The sequence below is a fragment of the Herbaspirillum sp. UBA812 genome (genome assembly GCF_002296545.1).
GTDB lineage: Bacteria > Pseudomonadota > Gammaproteobacteria > Burkholderiales > Burkholderiaceae_D > Herbaspirillum > Herbaspirillum huttiense.
Genome location: NZ_DBIC01000053.1, coordinates 1 through 20,162 on the forward strand (window position 1 = coordinate 1; position 20,162 = coordinate 20,162).

20 protein-coding genes are annotated in these 20,162 nt (G+C 63.5%); 12 read left to right on the forward strand and 8 right to left on the reverse strand.

What is annotated here, in order from left to right; all coding sequences use genetic code 11:
- Positions 1 to 328: 328 nt before the first annotated feature.
- The 4 genes from rsmB (at position 329) to B3873_RS03060 (ending at position 5,464) form a co-directional block, all read left to right on the forward strand.
- Entirely contained in the window at positions 329 to 1,648 is a 1,320-nt protein-coding gene (rsmB, locus tag B3873_RS03045) for a 16S rRNA (cytosine(967)-C(5))-methyltransferase RsmB (protein WP_121037248.1), read from the forward strand.
- Positions 1,645 to 2,274, forward strand: coding sequence for a DUF4390 domain-containing protein (locus B3873_RS03050; RefSeq protein ID WP_209534873.1), 630 nt, complete (start codon positions 1,645 to 1,647; stop codon positions 2,272 to 2,274). Before rsmB ends, B3873_RS03050 begins: the two co-directional genes overlap by 4 nt.
- Complete coding sequence (locus B3873_RS03055) at positions 2,271 to 4,547, forward strand: sensor histidine kinase (RefSeq protein WP_134221006.1); 2,277 nt, start codon at positions 2,271 to 2,273, stop codon at positions 4,545 to 4,547. The genes B3873_RS03050 and B3873_RS03055 overlap by 4 nt, the downstream gene beginning before the upstream one ends.
- A gap of 167 nt (positions 4,548 to 4,714) precedes the next feature.
- Complete coding sequence (locus B3873_RS03060) at positions 4,715 to 5,464, forward strand: response regulator (protein WP_039790507.1); 750 nt, start codon at positions 4,715 to 4,717, stop codon at positions 5,462 to 5,464.
- A gap of 66 nt (positions 5,465 to 5,530) precedes the next feature.
- On the opposite strand, the gene B3873_RS03065 is transcribed toward B3873_RS03060, so the two are convergent.
- Positions 5,531 to 5,860, reverse strand: coding sequence for a hypothetical protein (locus tag B3873_RS03065; protein ID WP_286863977.1), 330 nt, complete (start codon positions 5,858 to 5,860; stop codon positions 5,531 to 5,533).
- An 89-nt stretch (positions 5,861 to 5,949) separates the two neighbouring features.
- Between B3873_RS03065 and B3873_RS03070 the strand changes: the two genes are divergently transcribed.
- From B3873_RS03070 to B3873_RS03080, 3 genes are all read left to right on the forward strand, one after another.
- Positions 5,950 to 6,207: a BTH_I0359 family protein gene (locus B3873_RS03070; RefSeq protein WP_034332163.1), complete on the forward strand. Its 258-nt coding sequence runs from the start codon at positions 5,950 to 5,952 to the stop codon at positions 6,205 to 6,207.
- 136 nt (positions 6,208 to 6,343) lie between these two features.
- Complete coding sequence (trmB, locus tag B3873_RS03075; protein ID WP_286863981.1) at positions 6,344 to 7,039, forward strand: tRNA (guanine(46)-N(7))-methyltransferase TrmB; 696 nt, start codon at positions 6,344 to 6,346, stop codon at positions 7,037 to 7,039.
- On the forward strand, positions 7,036 to 7,881 hold the full coding sequence (locus B3873_RS03080) for a DMT family transporter (RefSeq protein WP_286863982.1): 846 nt from the start codon (positions 7,036 to 7,038) through the stop codon (positions 7,879 to 7,881). Before trmB ends, B3873_RS03080 begins: the two co-directional genes overlap by 4 nt.
- Positions 7,882 to 7,930: 49 nt before the next feature.
- Here B3873_RS03080 and B3873_RS03085 read toward each other — a convergent pair whose 3' ends face one another.
- The 5 genes from B3873_RS03085 to B3873_RS03105 form a co-directional block, all read right to left on the reverse strand.
- On the reverse strand, positions 7,931 to 8,653 hold the full coding sequence (locus tag B3873_RS03085) for an amino acid ABC transporter ATP-binding protein (protein WP_034332173.1): 723 nt from the start codon (positions 8,651 to 8,653) through the stop codon (positions 7,931 to 7,933).
- Between the two features lie 5 nt (positions 8,654 to 8,658).
- Positions 8,659 to 9,411 (reverse strand): amino acid ABC transporter permease, encoded by a 753-nt coding sequence (locus tag B3873_RS03090; RefSeq protein WP_034332175.1) that lies wholly within the window; start codon positions 9,409 to 9,411, stop codon positions 8,659 to 8,661.
- A 163-nt stretch (positions 9,412 to 9,574) separates the two neighbouring features.
- A complete protein-coding gene (locus B3873_RS03095; protein WP_286863984.1) occupies positions 9,575 to 10,354 on the reverse strand; it encodes a basic amino acid ABC transporter substrate-binding protein in 780 nt (259 codons plus the stop codon).
- 212 nt (positions 10,355 to 10,566) lie between these two features.
- Positions 10,567 to 11,475, reverse strand: a complete 909-nt coding sequence (gene rocF, locus B3873_RS03100) for an arginase (RefSeq protein ID WP_286863985.1) — start codon at positions 11,473 to 11,475, stop codon at positions 10,567 to 10,569.
- Entirely contained in the window at positions 11,472 to 12,515 is a 1,044-nt protein-coding gene (locus B3873_RS03105) for an ornithine cyclodeaminase (RefSeq protein WP_286863986.1), read from the reverse strand. The genes rocF and B3873_RS03105 overlap by 4 nt, the downstream gene beginning before the upstream one ends.
- Before the next feature lie 139 nt (positions 12,516 to 12,654).
- On the opposite strand from B3873_RS03105, the gene B3873_RS03110 reads away from it, so the two are divergent.
- Positions 12,655 to 13,122, forward strand: a complete 468-nt coding sequence (locus tag B3873_RS03110) for an Lrp/AsnC family transcriptional regulator (RefSeq protein ID WP_083859554.1) — start codon at positions 12,655 to 12,657, stop codon at positions 13,120 to 13,122.
- A 79-nt stretch (positions 13,123 to 13,201) separates the two neighbouring features.
- On the opposite strand, the gene B3873_RS03115 is transcribed toward B3873_RS03110, so the two are convergent.
- Positions 13,202 to 15,103 (reverse strand): potassium transporter Kup, encoded by a 1,902-nt coding sequence (locus B3873_RS03115; RefSeq protein ID WP_286863987.1) that lies wholly within the window; start codon positions 15,101 to 15,103, stop codon positions 13,202 to 13,204.
- 460 nt (positions 15,104 to 15,563) lie between these two features.
- Here B3873_RS03115 and B3873_RS03120 point away from each other — a divergent pair, with 460 nt between their 5' ends.
- From B3873_RS03120 to B3873_RS03135, 4 genes are read left to right on the forward strand one after another with little or no spacing between them, the layout of a single operon-like run.
- Positions 15,564 to 16,592 carry an ABC transporter substrate-binding protein gene (locus B3873_RS03120; protein WP_286863989.1) on the forward strand — a complete coding sequence of 343 codons (1,029 nt, stop codon included), beginning with the start codon at positions 15,564 to 15,566 and terminating at the stop codon, positions 16,590 to 16,592.
- Between the two features lie 40 nt (positions 16,593 to 16,632).
- A complete protein-coding gene (locus B3873_RS03125; RefSeq protein WP_198516396.1) occupies positions 16,633 to 17,610 on the forward strand; it encodes an ABC transporter substrate-binding protein in 978 nt (325 codons plus the stop codon).
- Positions 17,591 to 18,463, forward strand: a complete 873-nt coding sequence (locus tag B3873_RS03130; RefSeq protein WP_134137622.1) for an ABC transporter ATP-binding protein — start codon at positions 17,591 to 17,593, stop codon at positions 18,461 to 18,463. The genes B3873_RS03125 and B3873_RS03130 overlap by 20 nt, the downstream gene beginning before the upstream one ends.
- Before the next feature lie 15 nt (positions 18,464 to 18,478).
- Positions 18,479 to 19,345, forward strand: coding sequence for an ABC transporter permease (locus B3873_RS03135; protein ID WP_039782903.1), 867 nt, complete (start codon positions 18,479 to 18,481; stop codon positions 19,343 to 19,345).
- Between the two features lie 54 nt (positions 19,346 to 19,399).
- Here the strand turns inward: B3873_RS03135 and B3873_RS03140 are convergent, their stop codons facing one another.
- Complete coding sequence (locus B3873_RS03140) at positions 19,400 to 19,972, reverse strand: methylated-DNA--[protein]-cysteine S-methyltransferase (RefSeq protein ID WP_286863990.1); 573 nt, start codon at positions 19,970 to 19,972, stop codon at positions 19,400 to 19,402.
- Positions 19,973 to 20,162 lie beyond the last annotated feature (190 nt).

The window sequence follows — 20,162 nt, forward strand, 5'->3', positions numbered from 1 at the left end:
AAGAAGGGCAATTACGACATCCTGTGGGGCGTCTGATGCCTGCAGGAAGCCCGGACACCTTGCGCTCCTGACACTTCCTGACGCTTGATTGCCTGAATCACCCTGACATACCCGCGCCGAACGGCTGCCGCGAACATCCACCGCGGCGGCCGTTTGTCCTTGTCGGGCGGCATTCTGCCGTGCCGGACCGACACTTGCACCACCCGAAATGCATCGCGCAGGTGTGAGCACCAGTGGCCGCTGGTACACTGGCGGCCCGCGCCCCTTGCTCCGACCATTGCCGGGTTGCAATACGGGGTACCGCCTTATCTTCCGAGCCAGCAAAGACGTGATCCAGATTTCTCTCCTCCCTCCCGGTGCCAAGGCCGATTCCCTGGCCTATCAGCTGGCCTATGCCGCCCAGGCAGTGGCCGCCGTGCGCGCCGGCCACGCCCTGCCGCAGGCACTGGCGCAGATCTTCTCCCGCAGCGACGCCCCGCCGCCGGCACGCGGTGCCATCCAGGACCTGAGCTATCGCGCCATGCGCAGCCTGGGGCTGAGCGACAGCCTGCTGGGCCTGCTGGCCAACAAGCCACCGCAACCGGAGGTCCTGCACGGCCTGCTGGTGACGGCCCTGGCACTGCTGGTCAATGAAGAAGACGCGGGCTACGACAGCTTCACCGTGGTGGACCAGGCCGTCGAGGCCGCCGCCATCAGCCAGGAGATGAGTTTCGCCAAGGGCGTGGTCAATGCCATCCTGCGCCGCTTCCTGCGCGAACGCGCGACGCTCATGCCGCAGGCCACCAAGACCCCGCCTGGCACCTGGAATTATCCGACCTGGTGGATCGACCGCCTCAAGGGCGCCTATCCCGAGCAGTGGCAAGCCATCCTGCACGCCGGCAACCAGCCACCGCCGCTGACCCTGCGCGTGAACCGCCGCCGCGCCAGCGTGGAACAGTACCTGTCCACCCTGCAGCAGGCCGGCATCGGCGCACGCGCCGTCGGCCCCTATGCCGTGCGGCTGGACAAGCCGGTGCCGGTGCAACAGATCCCCGGCTTTGCCGAGGGCGTGGTCTCGGTGCAGGATGCGGCGGCCCAGCTGGCCGCGCCGCTGCTGGAGGTAGCTGATGGCATGCGCGTGCTCGATGCCTGCGCCGCGCCGGGCGGCAAGACCGGCCACCTGCTGGAACTGGCCGACATCGAACTGCAGGCGCTGGACCACGATCCGCGCCGCCTGCAGCGCATCGCCGAAAACCTGGACCGTCTGCAGCTCAAGGCGCAACTGATCACCGGCGACGCCCGCGAAGACGGCTGGTGGGATGGCCAGGGCTTCGATCGCATCCTGGCTGACGTGCCCTGTACCGCCTCCGGCATCGTGCGCCGCCACCCGGATATCCGCTGGCTGCGCCGCAAGACCGACACCGCGCAGCTTGCAACACTTTCCGCGCAAATTTTGGACAAGCTTTGGCAGATGCTGCGACCGGATGGTAAATTGCTGCTCGTAACCTGCTCGCTGTGGCCCCAGGAATCGGAGCAGCAAGCGATCGCCTTCGCGCAGAAAAACCATGCCATCCGGCTGCCCGCTCCAGGTCAACTGCTGCCGACCGCCGGTGCCGATGCCGATCACGATGGCCTGTTCTATGCGCTGTTCCAAAAACCTGGTGCATGAATTTGACGCAATCGGCCCCCTTCCCCACTCCCACGTCCGCACGCCCGCGCGATGCCGGCTTCCCGCGGCTGCTGCGCGCGGCGCTGCAATGGCTGCTGGCGCTGCTGCTGGCCTGTTCCGCTCTGGCCGTCCAGGCCGCTGAAATCACCGTCAACCAGGCCGCCATCGAAGCCAGCGACGAAGGCTACCGGCTCTCGGTGTCCTATGACTTCGAATTGAATCGCGGCCTGGAAGATGCGCTCTCGCGCGGCGTCCCCCTGTACTTCACCACCGAGGTCCAGCTGACCCGGCGGCGCTGGTACTGGTTCGACGAGACCAGCGTCTCGGCGTCACGCACCCTGCGCCTGTCCTACAACGTGCTGACGCGGCAATATCACACCGCCATCAGCGGCCAGCTGCAGCAGAGCTTCACCAACCTGGATGATGCGCTGACCCTGATCCGCCGTCCGCCGCGCTGGATCATCGCCGACAACAACACGCTCAAGGCCGGCGAAACTTATCATGTCGGCCTGCGCATGCGGCTGGATGTGGCGCAGCTGCCCAAGCCCTTCCAGGTCAACGCGCTCAACAACAATGACTGGCGGCTGTCCTCCGACTGGATCGAATTCAACTACAAACCCGAATGAGCCGCACCTTACGCTATCTGCTGGTGGTCGGCGGGGGCGTCATCAGTGTCCTGCTGTTCCTGCTGGCGTCGGCCTCCGAGAATTCCGCCCTCTTCGAGCAGCACTATCCGTGGCTGCTGTTCCTCAACGGCCTGGCCGCCATTTCGCTGCTGGGCCTGGTGCTGCTGCTGCTGGGCCGGCTCTACAAACGCTACCGGCGCGGCAAGTTCGGCTCCAAGCTGCTGGCGCGGCTGGTGCTGATGTTTGCCCTGGTGGGCATCGTGCCGGGGGCGGTGATCTATCTGATGTCGGTGCAGTTCGTGTCGCGCTCCATCGAATCCTGGTTCGACGTGCGCATGGAAGCGGCGCTGGAATCGGGCCTGAACCTGGGCCGCAATGCGCTGGACTCCTCGCTGTCGGACCTGGTCTCGCGGGCCCGCGGCATGGCCCAGGAGCTCTCCGACATGAGCGACTCCGAACAGGTGACCTACCTCTCGCGCCAGCGCGACCAGAACATGGAGATCACCATCGTCAACGCCAATGGCCAGGTGATGAGTACGGTGGGCGGCTCCATCGGCTCGCTCACGCCCATCCTGCCCAGCAGCCAGGCGATGCGCCAGGCGCGGGTCTCGCGTGCCTTCTCGGCGGTGGAAAGCGATGACACCCGCCCCCCCAGCGGCTCCGATACCGACGGCAACCTGCGGCTGCACGTGGTGGTGCTGGTCCCGGCTCCCAGCCGCGGATTGTCGCTGCAGAATGAAACGCGCTACCTGCAGATCCTGCAGCCGGTCCCGGATTACCTGGCCACCAATGCCGAGACGCTGCGCCTGGCCTACAACGAGTACCAGCAACGTTCCGTGTCGCGCTCGGGCCTGCGCAAGATCTATCTGGTGACGCTGACCCTGACCCTGCTGCTGGCCATTTTCGCCGCCATCGCCAGCGCCTTCCTGATCGCCAGCGACCTCGCCAAGCCACTGCTGCTGCTGGCCGAAGGTACCAAGGCGGTGGCCGAAGGCAATCTCTCGCCGCGCCCCATCGTCAGTACCTCGGATGAGCTGGGCACGCTGACCCAATCCTTCAACACCATGACGCGCCAGCTGCTGGAAGCGCGCACCTCGGTCGAAAAGAACCGGGCCGAACTGGAAAACGCCAAGGCCTATCTGGAATCGGTGCTGGCCAACATGTCGGCCGGGGTGATGGTGCTGGACGGGCAATTCAACATCGTCAGCGCCAATGATTCGGTGCGCCGCATCCTGGGCTACGACTTCTCGGCCAACATCGGCACGCCGCTGCAAACCATCGACAGCCAGGCACCGTTTGCCCAGGCCGTCATCCGCGCCTTCTCCGAACAGCTGGCCCAGCACAGCAGCGAAGGGGCCGACGGCCTGCACTGGCAGCGGCAGTTCGAACTGTCGCGCCAGCCTGGCGCGGTGCTGGATGCCGGTGACGAGCAAGGCGGCAAGCCCGACCATGACAAGCTGACCTTGCTGGCGCGTGGCTCGCACCTGCCGGTGGAAAACGGCGTCGGCTACGTGGTGGTGTTCGATGACATCAGCAACGTCATCTCGGCCCAGCGCTCGATTGCGTGGGGTGAGGTGGCGCGCCGCCTGGCGCACGAGATCAAGAATCCGCTGACGCCCATCCAGCTCTCCGCCGAACGCCTGCAGCATCGCCTGGCCGACAAGCTCATGCCGGCCGATGCCGCCATCCTCGACAAGGGCACCACCACCATCGTCAACCAGGTCACGGCCATGAAGCGCATGGTCGACGACTTCCGCGACTACGCCAAGACTCCGCCGGCCAAGCCGGTGGCGCTCGATCTGAATGCCCTGATCGAGGAAATCCTCAACCTCTACCTCGCCGGCGATGGCCGCGACGTGATCCACGCGCGCCTGGCCCCGGAAATGAGCAAGGTCATGGGCGACGCCACCCAGATGCGCCAGGTCATCCACAACCTGCTGCAGAATGCCCAGGATGCCGTGACCGATGACGGCCAAAGCGCGCCGCGCATCGACGTGCTGACCGAACAGATCGACATCGCCGGCACCGACGGCCAGCGCCGGCCGGCCGTGCGTTTGTCGATCATGGATAACGGTCCCGGTTTCTCGCCGACCATCCTGGCGCGTGCCTTCGAACCCTACGTCACTTCCAAGGCCAGAGGGACCGGCCTGGGACTGGCGATGGTCAAGAAAATCGTCGAGGAACATGGCGGTCGCATCGATATCCAGAATCGGACCGATGGCCGAGGCGCAAAAATTGTAATTTTGCTGGTAAAGTTAGCACCTATTGATTAAGAGACAGTTTTCTCAGGAAACCGTCCCCAGGGTCAAGATTCGACAGCAAGTCGCCGGGAGGGACCCGGCAGTTCATCAAGGCACGCTCGCTAACGCCGCGTCGAGCGCGCCGGCCCGGAACAAGATCGAAAACTTGGACAATGAACTAGCAGCGAGGAAAGCAGCACATGGCTAACATCCTGGTCGTCGATGACGAAATGGGTATCCGCGAATTGCTCTCAGAAATTCTGGGCGATGAGGGGCATGTCGTGACCACTGCGGAAAACGCGCAGCAGGCACGCGAGCTTCGCCAGGCCGGAGTCCCCGACCTCGTGCTGCTCGATATCTGGATGCCCGACACCGACGGCGTCACGCTCCTGAAGGAGTGGCAACGCGATGGCCTGTTGACCATGCCGGTCATCATGATGTCCGGCCACGCCACCATCGACACCGCCGTCGAAGCCACCCGCATCGGCGCACTGAACTTCCTGGAAAAGCCGATCGCGCTGCAAAAGCTGCTCAAAGCCGTGCAGCAGGGCCTGTCGCACAGCCGCGAAGCGGTGCGCCCGGCCAGCTATCGTCCGGCCCCGGTGGCCGCCGTGGCCAATGGCGCATCCGATAGCCTGCACACCCCCGAACACGTCGCCCCGGTGGCCGCCTACGCCCCGGCCATGGGCAGCGAACCGCTGCATCACGGCACGCCAGCCGCCACACCCTTCGGACAGGTGGCCGACAATGCCGCCAACATCTCCTTCGACCTGCCGCTGCGCGAAGCCCGCGATGCCTTCGAGCGCGCCTACTTCGAATACCACCTGGTGCGCGAAAACGGCAGCATGACCCGCGTGGCCGAACGTACCGGCCTGGAACGTACCCACCTCTACCGCAAGCTCAAGCAGCTCGGGGTAGAACCGGGCAAGCTGGCACGCAAGAATCACTGAACCGCACCGGCATGAATACCAGGACAACGGGATCGCAGCGCGGTCCCGTTTCTTTTGGTAGTCTGATCACGTTTTGGGGGCAGTCCGCCACAGGGGTGTGGCGGCGTCAGAAATTTCCTGATGTTCTTTTACGTCCGACAGCGGCATGCTGAAGGCGTGATGAGGCTTGCCAGGCCGCAACCCGGCCTGCTGCAGCGCGATGAACTTCCAGGCGGGCTTGTCATCTATCTTCAGCGGGTGACGGTGCATCATGAAGAAACATGCAAGATTTCTTGCATGCGGAAAGGCAACTCGGCAGGCATCAAAGTTTTTCGGACAAACTGCCGTCAACAGACTCAGGAGCGCAAGCGACGCGGCGTTCCGCGAGGGAGCTGTATCGAAGTAGCAGAAATGCACACGAGGCGCGGCCCAGGTGAAGGGTCTTGAAATTTACGGTGAAGGCGCCACTTCCTTTTCGAAGCAGTATTCCAGCATAAGGAGTCACTATGAACCTGATCTACAACAGTGAGCAGTACAGCGTCGTCGAATTCGGTGCCGATTCCGACCACGAAGCCTTGCGCTTCGGCGGCTACGAGATCATGGACAAGTCCGGCCAGCGTGAAATCTACATCGATGGCCCGGCGGCCGAACTGTTCCGCAAGGATGTCCAGGAACTGATCGCGTCCGAACCCACCATGGACGATATCGACAACTTCCTGAGCCGTTATGACGTGATGATGCGTCATCCCATGACCTTGCACTGATCGGGTCAAGCACTCCCGCTTTACAGGCAATGACGCCGCGCCCCCCCGCGCGGCGTTTTCTTTTGGTCAGCTTGCAATCAGCGGCGCGCACGCGGCGTCCATTAAAATGGCGTTTTGCCGCCTTGACCACCTTGTCGTGAATTCATCCCCCATCAGCAGCGCCCAGACCGGCGTGCATGAGCAACTGGCCACCCTGGTGGCGCGCCACGCCGATCCCGCCCATCCGTTCCGCAAACCCGTCACCGATTACAACCAGCGCGCCTTCGATGCCAGCATGGCGGCCTGGCGCGCCGCAGGCGAGCCGCCGCTGATCCTCGACACCGGCTGTGGCGTGGGCTTGTCGACGCTGCACCTGGCGGCGCGCTACCCGGATCATTTCGTCATCGGCATCGACCAGTCGGCTGACCGCCTGGCCCGCAACACGCATTGGGATGGTCCGGAACCGGCAAATCTCTGCTTCGTGCGCGCCGACCTGGTCGATTACTGGCGGCTGGCGCATGAGGCTCGGCTGCGTCCGGCGCGACACTACCTGCTCTACCCCAATCCCTGGCCCAAGATCGGCCACCTGGCCCGGCGCTGGCAGGGCCATCCGGTGTTTCCCTTCATCGTGGCGCTGGGTGGACAGCTGGAATGCCGCAGCAATTGGCAGATTTATGTCGAAGAATTCACTTCGGCCCTGAACCAGCTATCTGGCGGCACTTTCCGTACCGAAGCCTGGCAACCCGATCAGCCCATCACGCCCTTCGAGCGCAAATATCTCGCCTCAGGCCACACGCTGTGGCGCGTCGTGGCCGATCTGGATGCGCAGGCACTGACGGGCCGCAGCGCATGACGCTCCCCGTCATCGCCCTGGTACTGGCCGCTGCGCTGCTGCACGCTTCCTGGAACGCCCTGCTCAAGAGCAGCCACGACCGCCTGGCCTCGCTCTCGCTCATGACCCTGGGTGCGGGGCTGGGCGCGATCCCGCTGGTGCTGTGGCGACCGTGGCCGCAAGCGGAGAGCTGGTTCTACATCCTGCTCTCGGGCCTGCTGCACACCGGCTACAACCTGTTCCTGATCCGCGCCTACCGCATTGGCGACTTCGGCCAGTCCTATCCGATTGCGCGCGGCTCCTCACCCTTGCTGGTAGCGCTGGGGGCAGCGGTCTTTGCAGGCGAGCAGCTGGGCATCTATACGGTGATCGGCATCGCCCTGGTCTCGCTGGGCATCGTCAGCCTGGCCAACCTGCGCGCCATGCGCCAGCGCGAGCACCTGTCCGGCCCGCTGGCGGCCCTGGCGACCGGGGCCTTCATCGCGGCCTATACCATCACCGATGGCATCGGCGCGCGGCTGGCGGGCGACGCCATCGCCTATGCGGGCTGGCTGTTCGTGGCCGACAGCATCCCGCTGGCCCTGCTCTACCAGTACAAGCATGGACGCTCGCCGGTGGTGCTCTCGCACAAGGACACCTGGATCGGATTGGCGGGCGGCGTGATGTCGCTGCTCGCCTATGGCATCGTGATCTGGGCCGTGACGCTCGCCCCCATGGGCATGGTCTCGGCGCTGCGCGAGACCTCGGTGCTGTTTGCGCTCCTGATCGGCACGCTGTTCCTGGGCGAGAAGCTGACGCTGCGGCGCGTGCTGTCCTGTGCGGTCATTGCGGCAGGAGCCATCGTGCTTGGGACGCATCACTGAGCCTGCAACGAAAAACGCCGGGATCCCTCCCGGCGTTTTTCGTTGTCGCTTACAGCACCTTGCGCAAGAAATCGCGCGTGCGCTCATGGACCGGTTCACCCAGCACCTGCTGCGGCGGACCTTCTTCCATGATGACGCCCTGGTCGATGAAGAAGACCCGGTCCGCCACTTCACGGGCAAAGCCCATCTCGTGCGTGACCACCACCATGGTCATGCCTTCTTCGGCCAGTTGCTTCATGACGGTCAGCACTTCGCCCACCAGTTCCGGGTCCAGCGCGGAAGTAGGTTCATCGAACAGCATCACCTTCGGCTCCATGGCCAGTGCGCGGGCAATCGCCACGCGCTGCTGCTGGCCGCCGGAAAGCTGGTTGGGGAAGGCATCGATCTTGTCCAGCAGGCCGACCTTCTGCAGCAGCTTCTCGGCCACCAGGACCGCGTCGCGGCGTGACAGCTTCCGGACCTGCATGGGCGCCATGATCAGGTTTTCCAGCACCGTCATGTGCGGGAACAGGTTGAAGCGCTGGAACACCATGCCCAGCTCCGCGCGCAAGGCATTGAGGTTGACCTTGGGGTCATTGAGCTTGACGCCTTCGATGAAGATGTCGCCATCGCTGACTTCTTCCAGCCCGTTGAGGCAGCGCAGGAAAGTGCTCTTGCCCGAGCCCGAGGGCCCGATCACGCACACCACTTCACGCGCGCGGATCTCGCAATCGATGCCGCGCAGGATGTGCGCCTGGCCGAAGCGCTTCTGCAGTTGATTGACCTTGATCATCGTGCTCATCGTGCATCTCCCTTGCCGTAACGTGCTTCCAGATGGCGTACCAGCGCCGCCAGCGCCAGCGTGATGACCCAGTAGATCACCGAGATGGTGAGGTACGGCTCCCAGTAACGGGCGTAGGCACCCGAAACGGTACGCGCCGCATAGGCCAGTTCAGCCAGGCCGATGGCCGAAGCCAGCGAGGAATCCTTGACGATGGCAATGGCATTGTTGCCCAGCGGCGGCAGCATGCGGCGGAAGGCCTGCGGCAGCACCACGCGGCGCAGCGTACCGAGGTAGCTCATGCCCAGCGAGCGCGAGGCTTCGCTCTGGCCACGGTCGATGGACTGGATGCCGGCGCGGAAAATTTCCGACACATACGCACCCGAGTTGAGCGTGATGGCCAGCACCGCCGAGGCGAAGGCACCGTAGTGCGAGCGGATCTCGCGCGCCAGGTCACCCGAGAGGATCAGGCCGCCGCTGGGGTTGATCAGCATCGGCATGAGCGCGAAGTGGATCAGCAGGATCTGCACGAACAGCGGCGTGCCGCGCAGGAAGCTGACGTAGAAGCGAATCGGCCACTGCACGCAGTAGCACAGGAAATATTTCCAGAAACCATGGCGTGCTTCGGCCAGGCGGCCCACGCCCAGCACCAGGCCCCAGCAGGTGCCGGCGATCACGCAGATGATCGCGGCCTTGAGGGTCATCCAGGTGCCTTCGACGAACAGCGGCGCGTATTCGCCGATGATTTCCCATTGGAAGAAGGAATGCATGATGAATCCGTTCAAACGGAGGTGTTGAGAAAAGCGGAGAAGCGGAAAAAGCGGAACAGGCGATACCGGCGAACCCGGCAACACCAGCAGCCCACCCCGCAAGACGGCGCGGGGCGGCGCTTTCAGGCGAGTGCCCGGCCCGTGGGCCGGTGCACCGGAAGGCTTACTTCAGCGGCAGGGCCGGTACTTCGCCGTCGAACCAGGTCTTGTAGATCTTGGCGTAGGTGCCGTCGGCAACGATCTGCTTCAGGCCGGCGTTGATCTTGTCCAACAGTTCCTTGTTGCCCTTCTTGACGGCGATGCCGAAGTACTGGCGCACGAACTTGGTGTCACCGACGACCTTGAATTTCTTCTCGGGGTGGCTCTTGATGTAGAACTTGATCACGCCCACATCGCCCACGGCCGCATCAACGCCACCGCGATACAGTTCTTCCAGCATCAGCACGGTGTTGTCGAAACGGTGGATGGCGGTGCTGGACTTGCCCAGTTCTTCGGAGACCACGATGTCACCGGCGGTGGAGTTGACCACGGCCACTTGGGTCTTCTTCAGGTCGGCCAGCGAGGTGATCTTGGCATCGGCGTTGGTGATGATGACTTGCTCGGCCGGGAAGTAGGGCAGCGAGAAGTCGACCATCTGGGCGCGCTTGTCGGTGATGGTGATGCCGGAGATGATGATGTCGCGGTCACCCTGGCCGAGGGTGGCGAAGATGCCTTCCCAGGGCGTGCTCACCAGCTGGATCTTGAAGTTGGAAGCTTGCGAGATCGCCTTGATCAGGTCAGTGTCGAAGCCGACCAGTTCCTTCTTCGGGGTTTCGAATTCGAAGGGGCGATAGGTACCGCCGGCGCCGACCACGTAGGTCTGGTCAGCTGCGAAGGTGCTGCCGGCAGCACAGGACAGGGCCAGCGCGCTGGCGGCCACGGTGAAGAATTTCTTGAGAGACATGATGACTTCTTTCTGACGGAGGAGTAATCCGGGAGAGCAAGATGCGTGCGCACCCCGCTGTCGCCCCCGGCGTGCGAGCGCTTCCCGGCATGCGGGAATGCGGGGTGATTACCCTGCTCCCGCCCACCGGACGCGACAAAACCCTGAATGATCGGGCATTGCCCGCAATCCTTCAACCTCCAATTGCAGACGATGAGAGCCGTCAGCCAATCTCAGCGCATCAGTGTGGATTTCCCGAACAGACTTTCGACCAGGTCCACCACCACCTCCGCCGTCTGGTTGCGCACATCGCAGGCCGGATTGAGTTCCATCACGTCCAGTGAAGCGAGGCGGCCGGTATCGGCAATCATCTCCATGCACAGCTGCGCCTCGCGATAGGTCGGCCCGCCCAGCACGGCCGTGCCCACGCCGGGAGCCAGCGCGGCATCGAGGAAATCCACATCGAAACTCACGTGCAGATGGGTCTCCGGGCCCATGCCGGCCAGCGCCTCCTGCATGGTGGCGCGCATGCCGTATTCATCGATGTGGCGCATGTCGAAGACGCGCACGCCCAGTTCGCGCAGGTGGCGCTTTTCTTCACGGTCGACGCTGCGGATGCCGATCTGGCAGATCTGCTGCGGCTGCATGGCCGGCGTCTGGCCCCCCAGCCGGACCAGCGCTTCGGGGCCCACGCCCAGCAAACAGGCCACCGGCATGCCGTGGATATTGCCGGTTGGCGTCGATTGGCTGGTGTTGGCATCGGCATGGGCATCCAGCCACAGCACGCGCAAGTCCTTGCCGTGGGTGCGGCAGTGACGCGCCACGGCGGCAATCGACCCGACCGCCAGCGCGTGGTCGCCGCCCATGAGCAGCGGGACTTCACCCTCGGCCAGGCTGCCCGATACGGCATCGAAGACGGCCTGGTTCCACTGCACCACCTGTTCCAGATGGCGCAAGCCCTGTACCGGCGGCTGCTGCGGATTGGCCGGACCGCCCAGGTCACCGCCGTCGATGACTTCCAGTCCATGCTGCTGCAGGCTGCGCTGCAGCTCGGCCACGCGCAGGGCGGCCGGTCCCATGGAGGCACCACGGCGGCTGGCGCCCACGTCGGTGGGGGCGCCCATCATCCTGATCTTGTTCATGCGTTTGCCTGCTCCTTGTAGGGAAGAACGGGGATGGCCAGGCCATACAAGTCCTTGGGGTTGTCCAGTACGGGGACCAGATCGATCTGCTGCGCGTGATGCGCATCGATATGGTCATCCAGGTAGCGCAGCGCCGAGAAATCTTCCAGCGCGAAACCGACCGAATCGAAGACCGTCACCTCATGGGCATCGCGGCGGCCTGCTGCCTTGCCGCCCAGCACTTCCCACAATTCGGTCACGGCAAAGTCCGGCGGCATCTGCTGCACTTCCCCTTCGATACGCGATTGCGGTGCGAATTCCACCACCACGCGCGCTTTCTCCAGCACGCCGCGATGCAGTTCGGTCTTGCCGGGGCAATCGCCGCCGACCGCATTGAGGTGCATGCCCGCTTCGATCATGTCCGGATGCACGATCACCGCGCGGCGCTTGTCGGCCGTCACGGTGGTGACGATGTCAGCCCCCGCCACCGCCTCGGCCGTGCTGCGCGCACGGATCAGCCGCAATGCAGGCCAATCGCGCAGATTGCGCATCAGCTTGTCGGTGGCGGCCGGGTCGACATCGAAGAGCCGCAATTCCGTGATGCCCAGCTGGGTATGGAAGGCAATGGCCTGGAACTCCGCCTGGGCACCATTGCCGATGAGCGCCATGCTGCGGCTGTTCGGCCGCGCCAGGTGATGCGCCGCCAGTACCGAGGTCGCTGCCGTGCGCAAGGCCGTGGTCAGCGTCAGTTCCGACAGAAGGCGCGGATAGCCGCTGGCTACCTCGGCCAGCACACCGAAGGCGGTCACCGTCAGCAAACCCTGCGCCGTATTGGCGGGATGGCCGTTGACGTACTTGAAGGCATACCAGCGTCCATCCGAAATGGGCATCAGCTCGATCACCCCGCGCGCCGAGTGGCTGGCCACGCGCGCGCTCTTGTCGAATTGCGGCCAGCGCAGGAAGTCCTCGCGCAGATATTGCACCATGCCGCCGATCACCTCCGGCAAGGGATGCGTGGCCAGATAGGCTTGCAGGTCCGACGTTCCGATGTACTTGACCATGATGCATCAGCCCCATGTGCAGAGGCTGCCTCGGCAGTGGCGATGGATGAAATCTTATCCACAACGACGCGAAACAGGCTTTCGTTTTTCATCACGATTTGCCATGATGACGAAATATTATTTCGTGGCGATGAATCTCATGGACAAGATCGACATCAAGATCCTGGAATTGCTGCAAGCCGATGGCCAGATCAGCAACGTCGACCTGGCCGAGCGCATCCACCTCTCGCCGCCGCAGTGCATGCGGCGCGTGCGTGCGCTGGAGGAGCAAGGCGTGATCCGCCGCTATGCCGCCCTGGTGGCACCGGCCGAGGTCGGGCTCAATGTCACGGCCTTTGTCTCGCTGTCGCTGGACCGGGCGCAATTCAAGCAGGTGCGCGCAGTGGAGAAGGTGATCAAGGCCTTTCCTGAAATCGTCGAGTGCTACACCATTTCGGGCGACTTCGATTACCTGCTCAAGGTAGTCTCGCAGGATCTCAAGAGCCTGTCGCACTTCCTCACCGACCGGCTGATGCAGGTCCCCGGCGTGGCCGGGCTGCGCTCCATGATCTGCCTGGAAGAGGTCAAGCCGACCTCGCCACTGCCCATCACCCTGCCCCCGCGCTAAGCCCGGGCACTCCATAAAAAAACAGGGCCGCCCCGAAGGACGGCCCTGTTTTTGCATCACGCGGCGTGCGCTATGCCGCTCAGATCTCCACCTTGGTGCCCAGCTCCACCACCCGGTTGGCCGGGATGTGGAAGAAGTCCGACGGCTTGGCACCGTTCTGGTACATCCACGCGAACAGGCGCTCGCGCCACAGCGACATGCCCAGCAGCTTGCTCGGCACCACCGTGTCGCGCGCCAGGAAGAAGGAAGTATCCATCAGGTCGAAGTGATGGCCGAACTGCTGCTCGGTCAGCGTCATGACCTTCTGCACTTCCGGCGCTTCCTTGAAACCGAAGGCCGCGCGCAGCAGGTAGACGTCGCCACCCAGCTCCTTCATGGTCAGGCGCTCGCTGTCGGCCACGTATGGCACGTCCCAGATGCTGATCTTCAGGAAGAACACGCGCTCATGCAGGATGCGGTTGTGCTTCAGGTTGTGCAGCAGGGCGACCGGGACGGTAGCGATGTTGCCGGTCATGAAGACGGCGGTCCCGCCCACGCGATGCGGCGGATGCGCCAGCAGGCCTTCGATGAAGGGCTCGATGGGAATGCCGTCATCCTTGATGCGCATGCGCAGCAGCATGCGGCCCGAGTACCAGGTCATCAGCAGGAAGAAGGCCGCGCCGCCGATGACCAGCGGGAACCAGCCACCCTCGGTAAGTTTGAGCAGGTTGGCCGCGAAGAAGGCCACATCGACCACCATGAAGCAGCCGATGGCCACCACCACGGCCGGCATGCGCCACTTCCAGATGTGGCGCATCACCACGCCCAGCAGCATGGTGGTGATCACCATGGTGGTGGTCACGGCCACACCATAGGCGGCGGCCAGGTTGTCGGATTTCTTGAAGGCCAGCACCACGGCCACCACCAGCACCAGCAGCATCCAGTTGATCAGGGGGATGTAGATCTGGCCCTGTTCATCCTCGGATGTATGCAGGATGCGCATGCGCGGCACGAAGCCCAGCAGGATGGCCTGGCTGGTCAGCGAGAAGGCCCCCGAGATCACCGCCTGCGACGCAATCACGGTGGCGCAGGTGGCCAGCACCACCATGGGCAGCACCAGCGGATCGGGGATCATCAGGTAGAAGGGATTCTTGATCGCATCCGGATTGGCGATCAGGTTGGCGCCCTGGCCGAAGTAATTGATCAGCAGCGAGGGCATCACCGTAAACAGCCACGCGTAGCGGATCGGCTTGATGCCGAAGTGGCCCATGTCGGCATACAACGCCTCGGCCCCGGTCAGCACCAGCACCACCGAGCCCAGCACGATGAAGGCCTGCAGCGAGTGCTCGGCCATGAAGTGCACGGCGTAATACGGGTTGATCGCCACCAGCACCTCGGGGGCCTTGACGATGTTGTAGAGGCCCAGCAAGGCCAGCGAGAAGAACCACAGGAACATCACCGGCCCGAAGAAGCGGCCCACCACGCTGGTGCCATGCCGCTGGATCAGGAACAGGATCACCACGATCACCAGCGTGAGCGGAATGACCGCATGCGCGGTACTCGGCGCGGCGATCTCCAGCCCTTCCACCGCCGAGAGCACCGAGATGGCCGGCGTGATGACGACGTCCCCGTAGAACATGCAGGCACCGAAGACGCCCAGCATCATCAGCAGCTTGGCGCGCGGCGACCCCGAGATGGCTGAGCGCAGCGACAGCGCCATCAGCGCCAGCACGCCGCCTTCGCCGTTGTTGTCGGCGCGCAGCACGAACATCACGTACTTGATGGTGACCACGATGGAGATCGACCAGAACAGCATCGAGATGATGCCCAGCACCGCGCCCGGAGAAAAGGCGATGCCGTGGTCGGGGCTGAAACATTCCTTGAGTGCGTACAGCGGACTGGTACCGATATCGCCGAACACCACACCCAGCGCAGCCAGGGTAATCAGGTGGAATTTGGTCGACCGGAGGGAAAGGCCTGAATTGGTATGAGATGAACCCATCTTGCTCCCTTTGCTTCTTCAAATAGAGTGCCGGCGGACAGGTTCTGGGGGCAGACGCCACCCTCGGCGGGGAGGGCTGGCCACTGTCCGGGCAGGACGCGTACTTTAGCGCACTCTGCCCGTGGTGCGCTCAAAATGCCGCTGACGACATCCTGACGTTGCGCGCGCGCCTCTCGCCTGGCTTGCGGAACTTGACAGCCGCGCACGGAGGCGGTTCCGGAATTGCACTGCCGCAAAAACCTTCATATCGCCTGGAACCGCCGTGGGACAAGGTTTTGCGGCCCATACAGCGGCCGCATATCGATATGCGGTAATCGAGTTTTTCTTTCTCCCCTGCCCTTTATATACTCCGAACGAATAAAGAACCGCGTTTTACCACCATGACGGTTCTAAGCCGAAACCGCACATCCACTGTCGGATTCTCCACCGAAGCCGGCCGACCTCCACCGCACAGGACATCATGACTACACGACTCTCTTCCAAAGGGCGCCTGCGGCGTCTCTTTACCACCACCCTGGCGCTGTCGCTGCTGGGCGCGCCGCTGGTGGCGCGCGCCGAAGGCCAGCTGCGCATTGCCGAGCAGTTCGGCATCGTCTATCTGCTGTTGAACGTGGCCCAGGACCAGCAACTGATCGAAAAGCACGGCAAGGCGGCCGGGGTCGATATCAAGGTGGAGTGGCTGAAGCTCTCCGGCGGTTCGGCCGTCAATGACGCGCTGCTGTCGGGTTCGGTCGATATCGCCGGCGCCGGCGTGGGCCCACTGCTGACCATCTGGGACCGCACCTATGGCAAGCAGAACGTGCGCGGCGTCGCTTCGCTGGGCAACTTCCCGTACTACCTGGTGAGCAACAATCCCAAGGTCAAGAGCATCGCCGACTTCGGCGACAAGGACCGCATCGCCGTGCCTGCGGTGGGCGTGTCGGTGCAGTCGCGCGTATTGCAGCTGGCCTCGGCCAAGCTGTGGGGCGACGCCCAGTACAACAAGCTGGACAAGGTCAGCATCGCCGTACCGCACCCGGATGCGACCGCCGCCATCATCAGCGGCGGCACCGAGATCACCGGCCACTTCGGCAATCCTCCGTTCCAGGAACAGGAACTGGCGGGCAACCTCAACGCGCACATCGTGCTGAAGTCCTATGACGTACTGGGTGGCCCCTCCTCAGCCACCGTGCTGTACGCCACCGAGAAATTCCGCAAGGACAATCCCAAGACCTACGGTGCCTTCCTCGGTGCTCTGGATGAAGCGGCCAAATTCATCAGCGCCAATCCCGAGAAGGCCGCCGACATCTACCTGAAGGTCAACAAGGGCAACACCGACCGCAAGCTGCTGCTGCAGATCATCAAGAACCCGGAAGTGCAGTTCAAGATCGCCCCGCAGAATACCTATGGCCTGGCCGAGTTCATGCATCGCGTGGGGGCCATCAAGAACAAGCCCGCCTCCGTGAAGGATTACTTCTTTGATGACGCGCACGTCCAAGGGGGCAGCTGAAATGGTTTTTTCGCTGAAATCATATAAACCATTTGCAGCCATGCTGGCCGGCGTCATCGCGCTGGGCAGCGCAGCCTCTGTCCACGCCGAAGGCACGATTCGCATCGCCCAGCAATTCGGCATCGGCTACCTGATCCTCGACGTGGTGCAGGACCAGAAGCTGATCGAAAAATATGGCAAGCAGGAAGGTGTGGACATCAAGGTCGAGTGGACCAGCCTGTCGGGCGCCACCGGCATGAACGAAGCCCTGCTGGCCGGTGCCCTGGACGTGGTCTCGGCCGGTGCGCCGCCGGCCCTGGTGCTGTGGGACCGCACGCGCGGCCGGCAGAACGTCAAGGCGATTGCCTCGCTGGGCTCCATGCCCAACTACCTGCTGAGCAACAATCCCAAGGTCAGGACCATCAAGGACTTCAGCGACAAGGACCGCATCGCCGTCCCGGCCGCAGGGGTCGGCTTCCAGTCGCGCACGCTGCAGATCGAGACCGCCAAGGTGTTCGGCAAGGAAGATTTCAAGCGCTTCGACAGCATCAGCGTGAGCCTCTCGCATCCGGATGCCACGGCGGCCCTGATCGCGGGCGGCTCGGAAATCAATGCGCACTTCTCCAGCCCGCCCTTCCAGTACCAGGCGCTGGAAAACAAGAACGTGCACAAGGTCATCAGCTCCTACGACATCATGGGCGGCCCGGCGACCTTCAACGTGCTCTACACGACCCAGAAATTCCACGACGAGAACCCCAAGACCTACCGCGCCTTCTACAAGGCGCTGGTGGAAGCGGCCGAGTTCGTGCGCAACAACAAGGCCAAGGCGGCCGATACCTTCATCCGCGTGCAGAAGTCCAAGCTCTCGCCGGCGTTCGTGCGCAAGATCGTGGAAGACCCGGAAATCAACTTCACCGTCTCGCCCGAGCGCACCTTCGTCTATGCCGAGCAGCTGCATGCGCTGGGCGTGCTGAAGAATCGCGCCAGCAGCTGGAAGGATTACTTCTTCGAGGAAGCGTATGCACAACCCGGCAGCTGAAACCGCCAGCGTGAGCGCCGCGGCCAGCCTGCAGCCGCTGCTGCAGGTGGACCGCGTGAGCCTGCAATACCGTACCGCCACGGCCGTGGTGCAGGCCACGCATGAAGTCAGTTTCGACGTGCATCCGGCAGACCGCTTCGTGCTGCTGGGGCCCTCGGGCTGTGGCAAGTCCAGCCTCCTCAAATCGGTCGCGGGCTTCCTGCCGCCGGCTGGCGGCGAGATCCGTCTCGACGGCCAGGTAGTGCATCAGCCGGGGCCGGACCGCATCGTGGTGTTCCAGGAATTCGACCAGCTGCCGCCGTGGAAGACGGTGCTGCAGAACGTGATGTTTCCGCTGCTGGCCTCGCGCACGCTGGGCAAGCGCGAAGCCGCCGAGCGCGCGCGCCATTACCTGGAGAAGGTGGGCCTGGCGCGCTTTGCCGATGCCTATCCGCATACGCTCTCGGGCGGCATGAAGGCGCGCGTGGCGATTGCCCGCGCACTGGCGATGCAACCCAAGATGCTGCTGATGGATGAGCCCTTCGCCGCCCTCGATGCGCTGACCCGCCGCAAGATGCAGGAAGAATTGCTGGCGCTGTGGGACGAGGTGCGCTTCACCCTGCTGTTCGTGACGCACTCCATCGAAGAAGCCCTGGTGGTGGGCAACCGCATCCTGCTGCTCTCGCCCCATCCGGGCCGCGTGCGCGCCGAGATCAACAGCCATCAGTACGACTTGTCCAGCCTCGGTGGCGTGGGCTTCCAGCAGACCGCGCAGCGCATCCATCGACTGCTCTTCGATGAGGGCGGTGAGACCAGCGCGGCCAGCACAGCGGCACCGGTCATCAATTTCAGCGATGTCCGTTTTTCTTACTAAAGACCGAAATACGCCATGCCCCAGACTCCCCCGATCCGCGACGAATACGAACTGCCGCTGACTCCCCTGCCCGGCCTGGTGCTGCAGCGCCAGTTCTCGCTGCCGCAGCGCATCTGGCAACAGGGCTGGGTGCGCAAGGGTGCGATTCTTCTCTTGCTGGCGTTGATATGGGAAGGCGTCGCGCGCTGGCAGAACAATGACCTGCTGCTGCCGACCTTCCTGCAGACCGCGCAGGCTTTCATCGATGGCCTCAAGACGGGCGAGCTGTTCGGCAAGACCTGGCTGTCGCTGCAGGTGCTGCTGAAGGCCTATCTGCTGGGCATCGTGGCAGCCTTCGTGCTGACCACGCTGGCGGTGTCGACGCAATTCGGGCGCGACCTGCTGGGTACGCTCACCTCGATGTTCAACCCGCTGCCGGCCATTGCGCTGCTGCCCATCGCCCTGCTGTGGTTCGGGCTGGGCGAAGGCAGCCTGATCTTCGTGCTGGTGCATTCGGTGCTGTGGGCGCTGGCGGTCAATACCTATGCGGGCTTCCTGGGGGTCTCGGACACCCTGCGCATGGCCGGCCGCAACTATGGCCTGCGCGGCCTGGGCTTCGTGCTGCAGGTGCTGGTGCCGGCTGCCCTGCCCTCCATCCTGGCGGGATTGCGCATCGGCTGGGCATTTGCATGGCGCACGCTGATTGCTGCAGAACTGGTGTTCGGTGCCACCAGCGGCAAAGGCGGACTGGGCTGGTACATCTTCCAGAATCGCAACGAACTCTATACCGACAAGGTCTTCGCCGGGCTGGCCATGGTGATCCTGATTGGCCTGCTGGTAGAGAACCTGGTCTTCAATACGCTGGAACGCGTGACCGTGAAGAAGTGGGGCATGCAGCGCTGAGCGCGCTGCAAGTCCAGACTGGCTGTTGCTCAGGAGTTAGTTGCGTTTGCGGACTTACAGCAGCGACAGCTGGTTGGGATCTTCGCGCCGCCGCGATTGCGCCTTGCGGCGCGGGTCGATGACCTGGCCGATATCGCGGCCCTCGGTGGAAATGCCCTCGATGGCCAGCAGCAGTTTCTTGACGTGCAGCCCGCCGGCAAAGCCGGTCAGTTCGCCGCCGGTGCCGATGACGCGATGGCAGGGCGCGATGATTGAAATGGGATTGCGGCCATTGGCAGCCCCCACGGCGCGCACCGCCTTGTCGTTGCCGAGCTGGCGTGCGATATCGAGATAGGTGCGGGTCTGGCCATAAGGGATGTCGAGCAGGGCCGACCACACCTGGCGCTGGAATTCGGTGCCTTCAAAATACAGCGGGATGTCGAAGCTCTCGCGTTCGCCGGCAAAATATTCGCGCAGCTGATGTTCGGTTTCGATCAGGACCGGACGGTCTTCATCTTCCACCATTTCACCCAGGCGCACGCGCAGGGCGTCGTCGTCCTCCCACAGGATGGCCGCCAGGTGATCCCCCTTGGCCACCAGCTTGAGCAAACCGGCCGGGGAGGCCATCAGCTTGTACGCGTATTCCATTGGCATCTCTTTTGTTGCGTTGAGGGGGCTGATTCTACTGTGTTACCGCTTGAGGTCGTCAAGAATGTTCCAGAAACTTCGATGGCGAAATGGATGCTGGCAGGGGATCATCGCATCCTCATAACGTAATCGATACTACGCTCATGGACAAACCCCGCAGGCCCGTGCCCGACCCGTTTGGCATATGGAA

Excerpts from the sequence above, each read along its gene's own strand:
- B3873_RS03050 (WP_209534873.1), top strand. The coding sequence starts at position 1,645 with ATGAATTTGACGCAATCGGCCCCCTTCCCCACTCCCACGTCCGCACGC.
- B3873_RS03055 (WP_134221006.1), top strand. The coding sequence starts at position 2,271 with ATGAGCCGCACCTTACGCTATCTGCTGGTGGTCGGCGGGGGCGTCATC.
- B3873_RS03060 (WP_039790507.1), top strand. The coding sequence starts at position 4,715 with ATGGCTAACATCCTGGTCGTCGATGACGAAATGGGTATCCGCGAATTG.
- B3873_RS03070 (WP_034332163.1), top strand. The coding sequence starts at position 5,950 with ATGAACCTGATCTACAACAGTGAGCAGTACAGCGTCGTCGAATTCGGT.
- B3873_RS03080 (WP_286863982.1), top strand. The coding sequence starts at position 7,036 with ATGACGCTCCCCGTCATCGCCCTGGTACTGGCCGCTGCGCTGCTGCAC.
- B3873_RS03085 (WP_034332173.1), bottom strand. The coding sequence starts at position 8,653 with ATGATCAAGGTCAATCAACTGCAGAAGCGCTTCGGCCAGGCGCACATC.
- B3873_RS03090 (WP_034332175.1), bottom strand. The coding sequence starts at position 9,411 with ATGCATTCCTTCTTCCAATGGGAAATCATCGGCGAATACGCGCCGCTG.
- B3873_RS03095 (WP_286863984.1), bottom strand. The coding sequence starts at position 10,354 with ATGTCTCTCAAGAAATTCTTCACCGTGGCCGCCAGCGCGCTGGCCCTG.
- rocF (WP_286863985.1), bottom strand. The coding sequence starts at position 11,475 with ATGAACAAGATCAGGATGATGGGCGCCCCCACCGACGTGGGCGCCAGC.
- B3873_RS03105 (WP_286863986.1), bottom strand. The coding sequence starts at position 12,515 with ATGGTCAAGTACATCGGAACGTCGGACCTGCAAGCCTATCTGGCCACG.
- B3873_RS03110 (WP_083859554.1), top strand. The coding sequence starts at position 12,655 with ATGGACAAGATCGACATCAAGATCCTGGAATTGCTGCAAGCCGATGGC.
- B3873_RS03115 (WP_286863987.1), bottom strand. The coding sequence starts at position 15,103 with ATGGGTTCATCTCATACCAATTCAGGCCTTTCCCTCCGGTCGACCAAA.
- B3873_RS03120 (WP_286863989.1), top strand. The coding sequence starts at position 15,564 with ATGACTACACGACTCTCTTCCAAAGGGCGCCTGCGGCGTCTCTTTACC.
- B3873_RS03125 (WP_198516396.1), top strand. The coding sequence starts at position 16,633 with ATGCTGGCCGGCGTCATCGCGCTGGGCAGCGCAGCCTCTGTCCACGCC.
- B3873_RS03130 (WP_134137622.1), top strand. The coding sequence starts at position 17,591 with ATGCACAACCCGGCAGCTGAAACCGCCAGCGTGAGCGCCGCGGCCAGC.
- B3873_RS03135 (WP_039782903.1), top strand. The coding sequence starts at position 18,479 with ATGCCCCAGACTCCCCCGATCCGCGACGAATACGAACTGCCGCTGACT.
- B3873_RS03140 (WP_286863990.1), bottom strand. The coding sequence starts at position 19,972 with ATGGAATACGCGTACAAGCTGATGGCCTCCCCGGCCGGTTTGCTCAAG.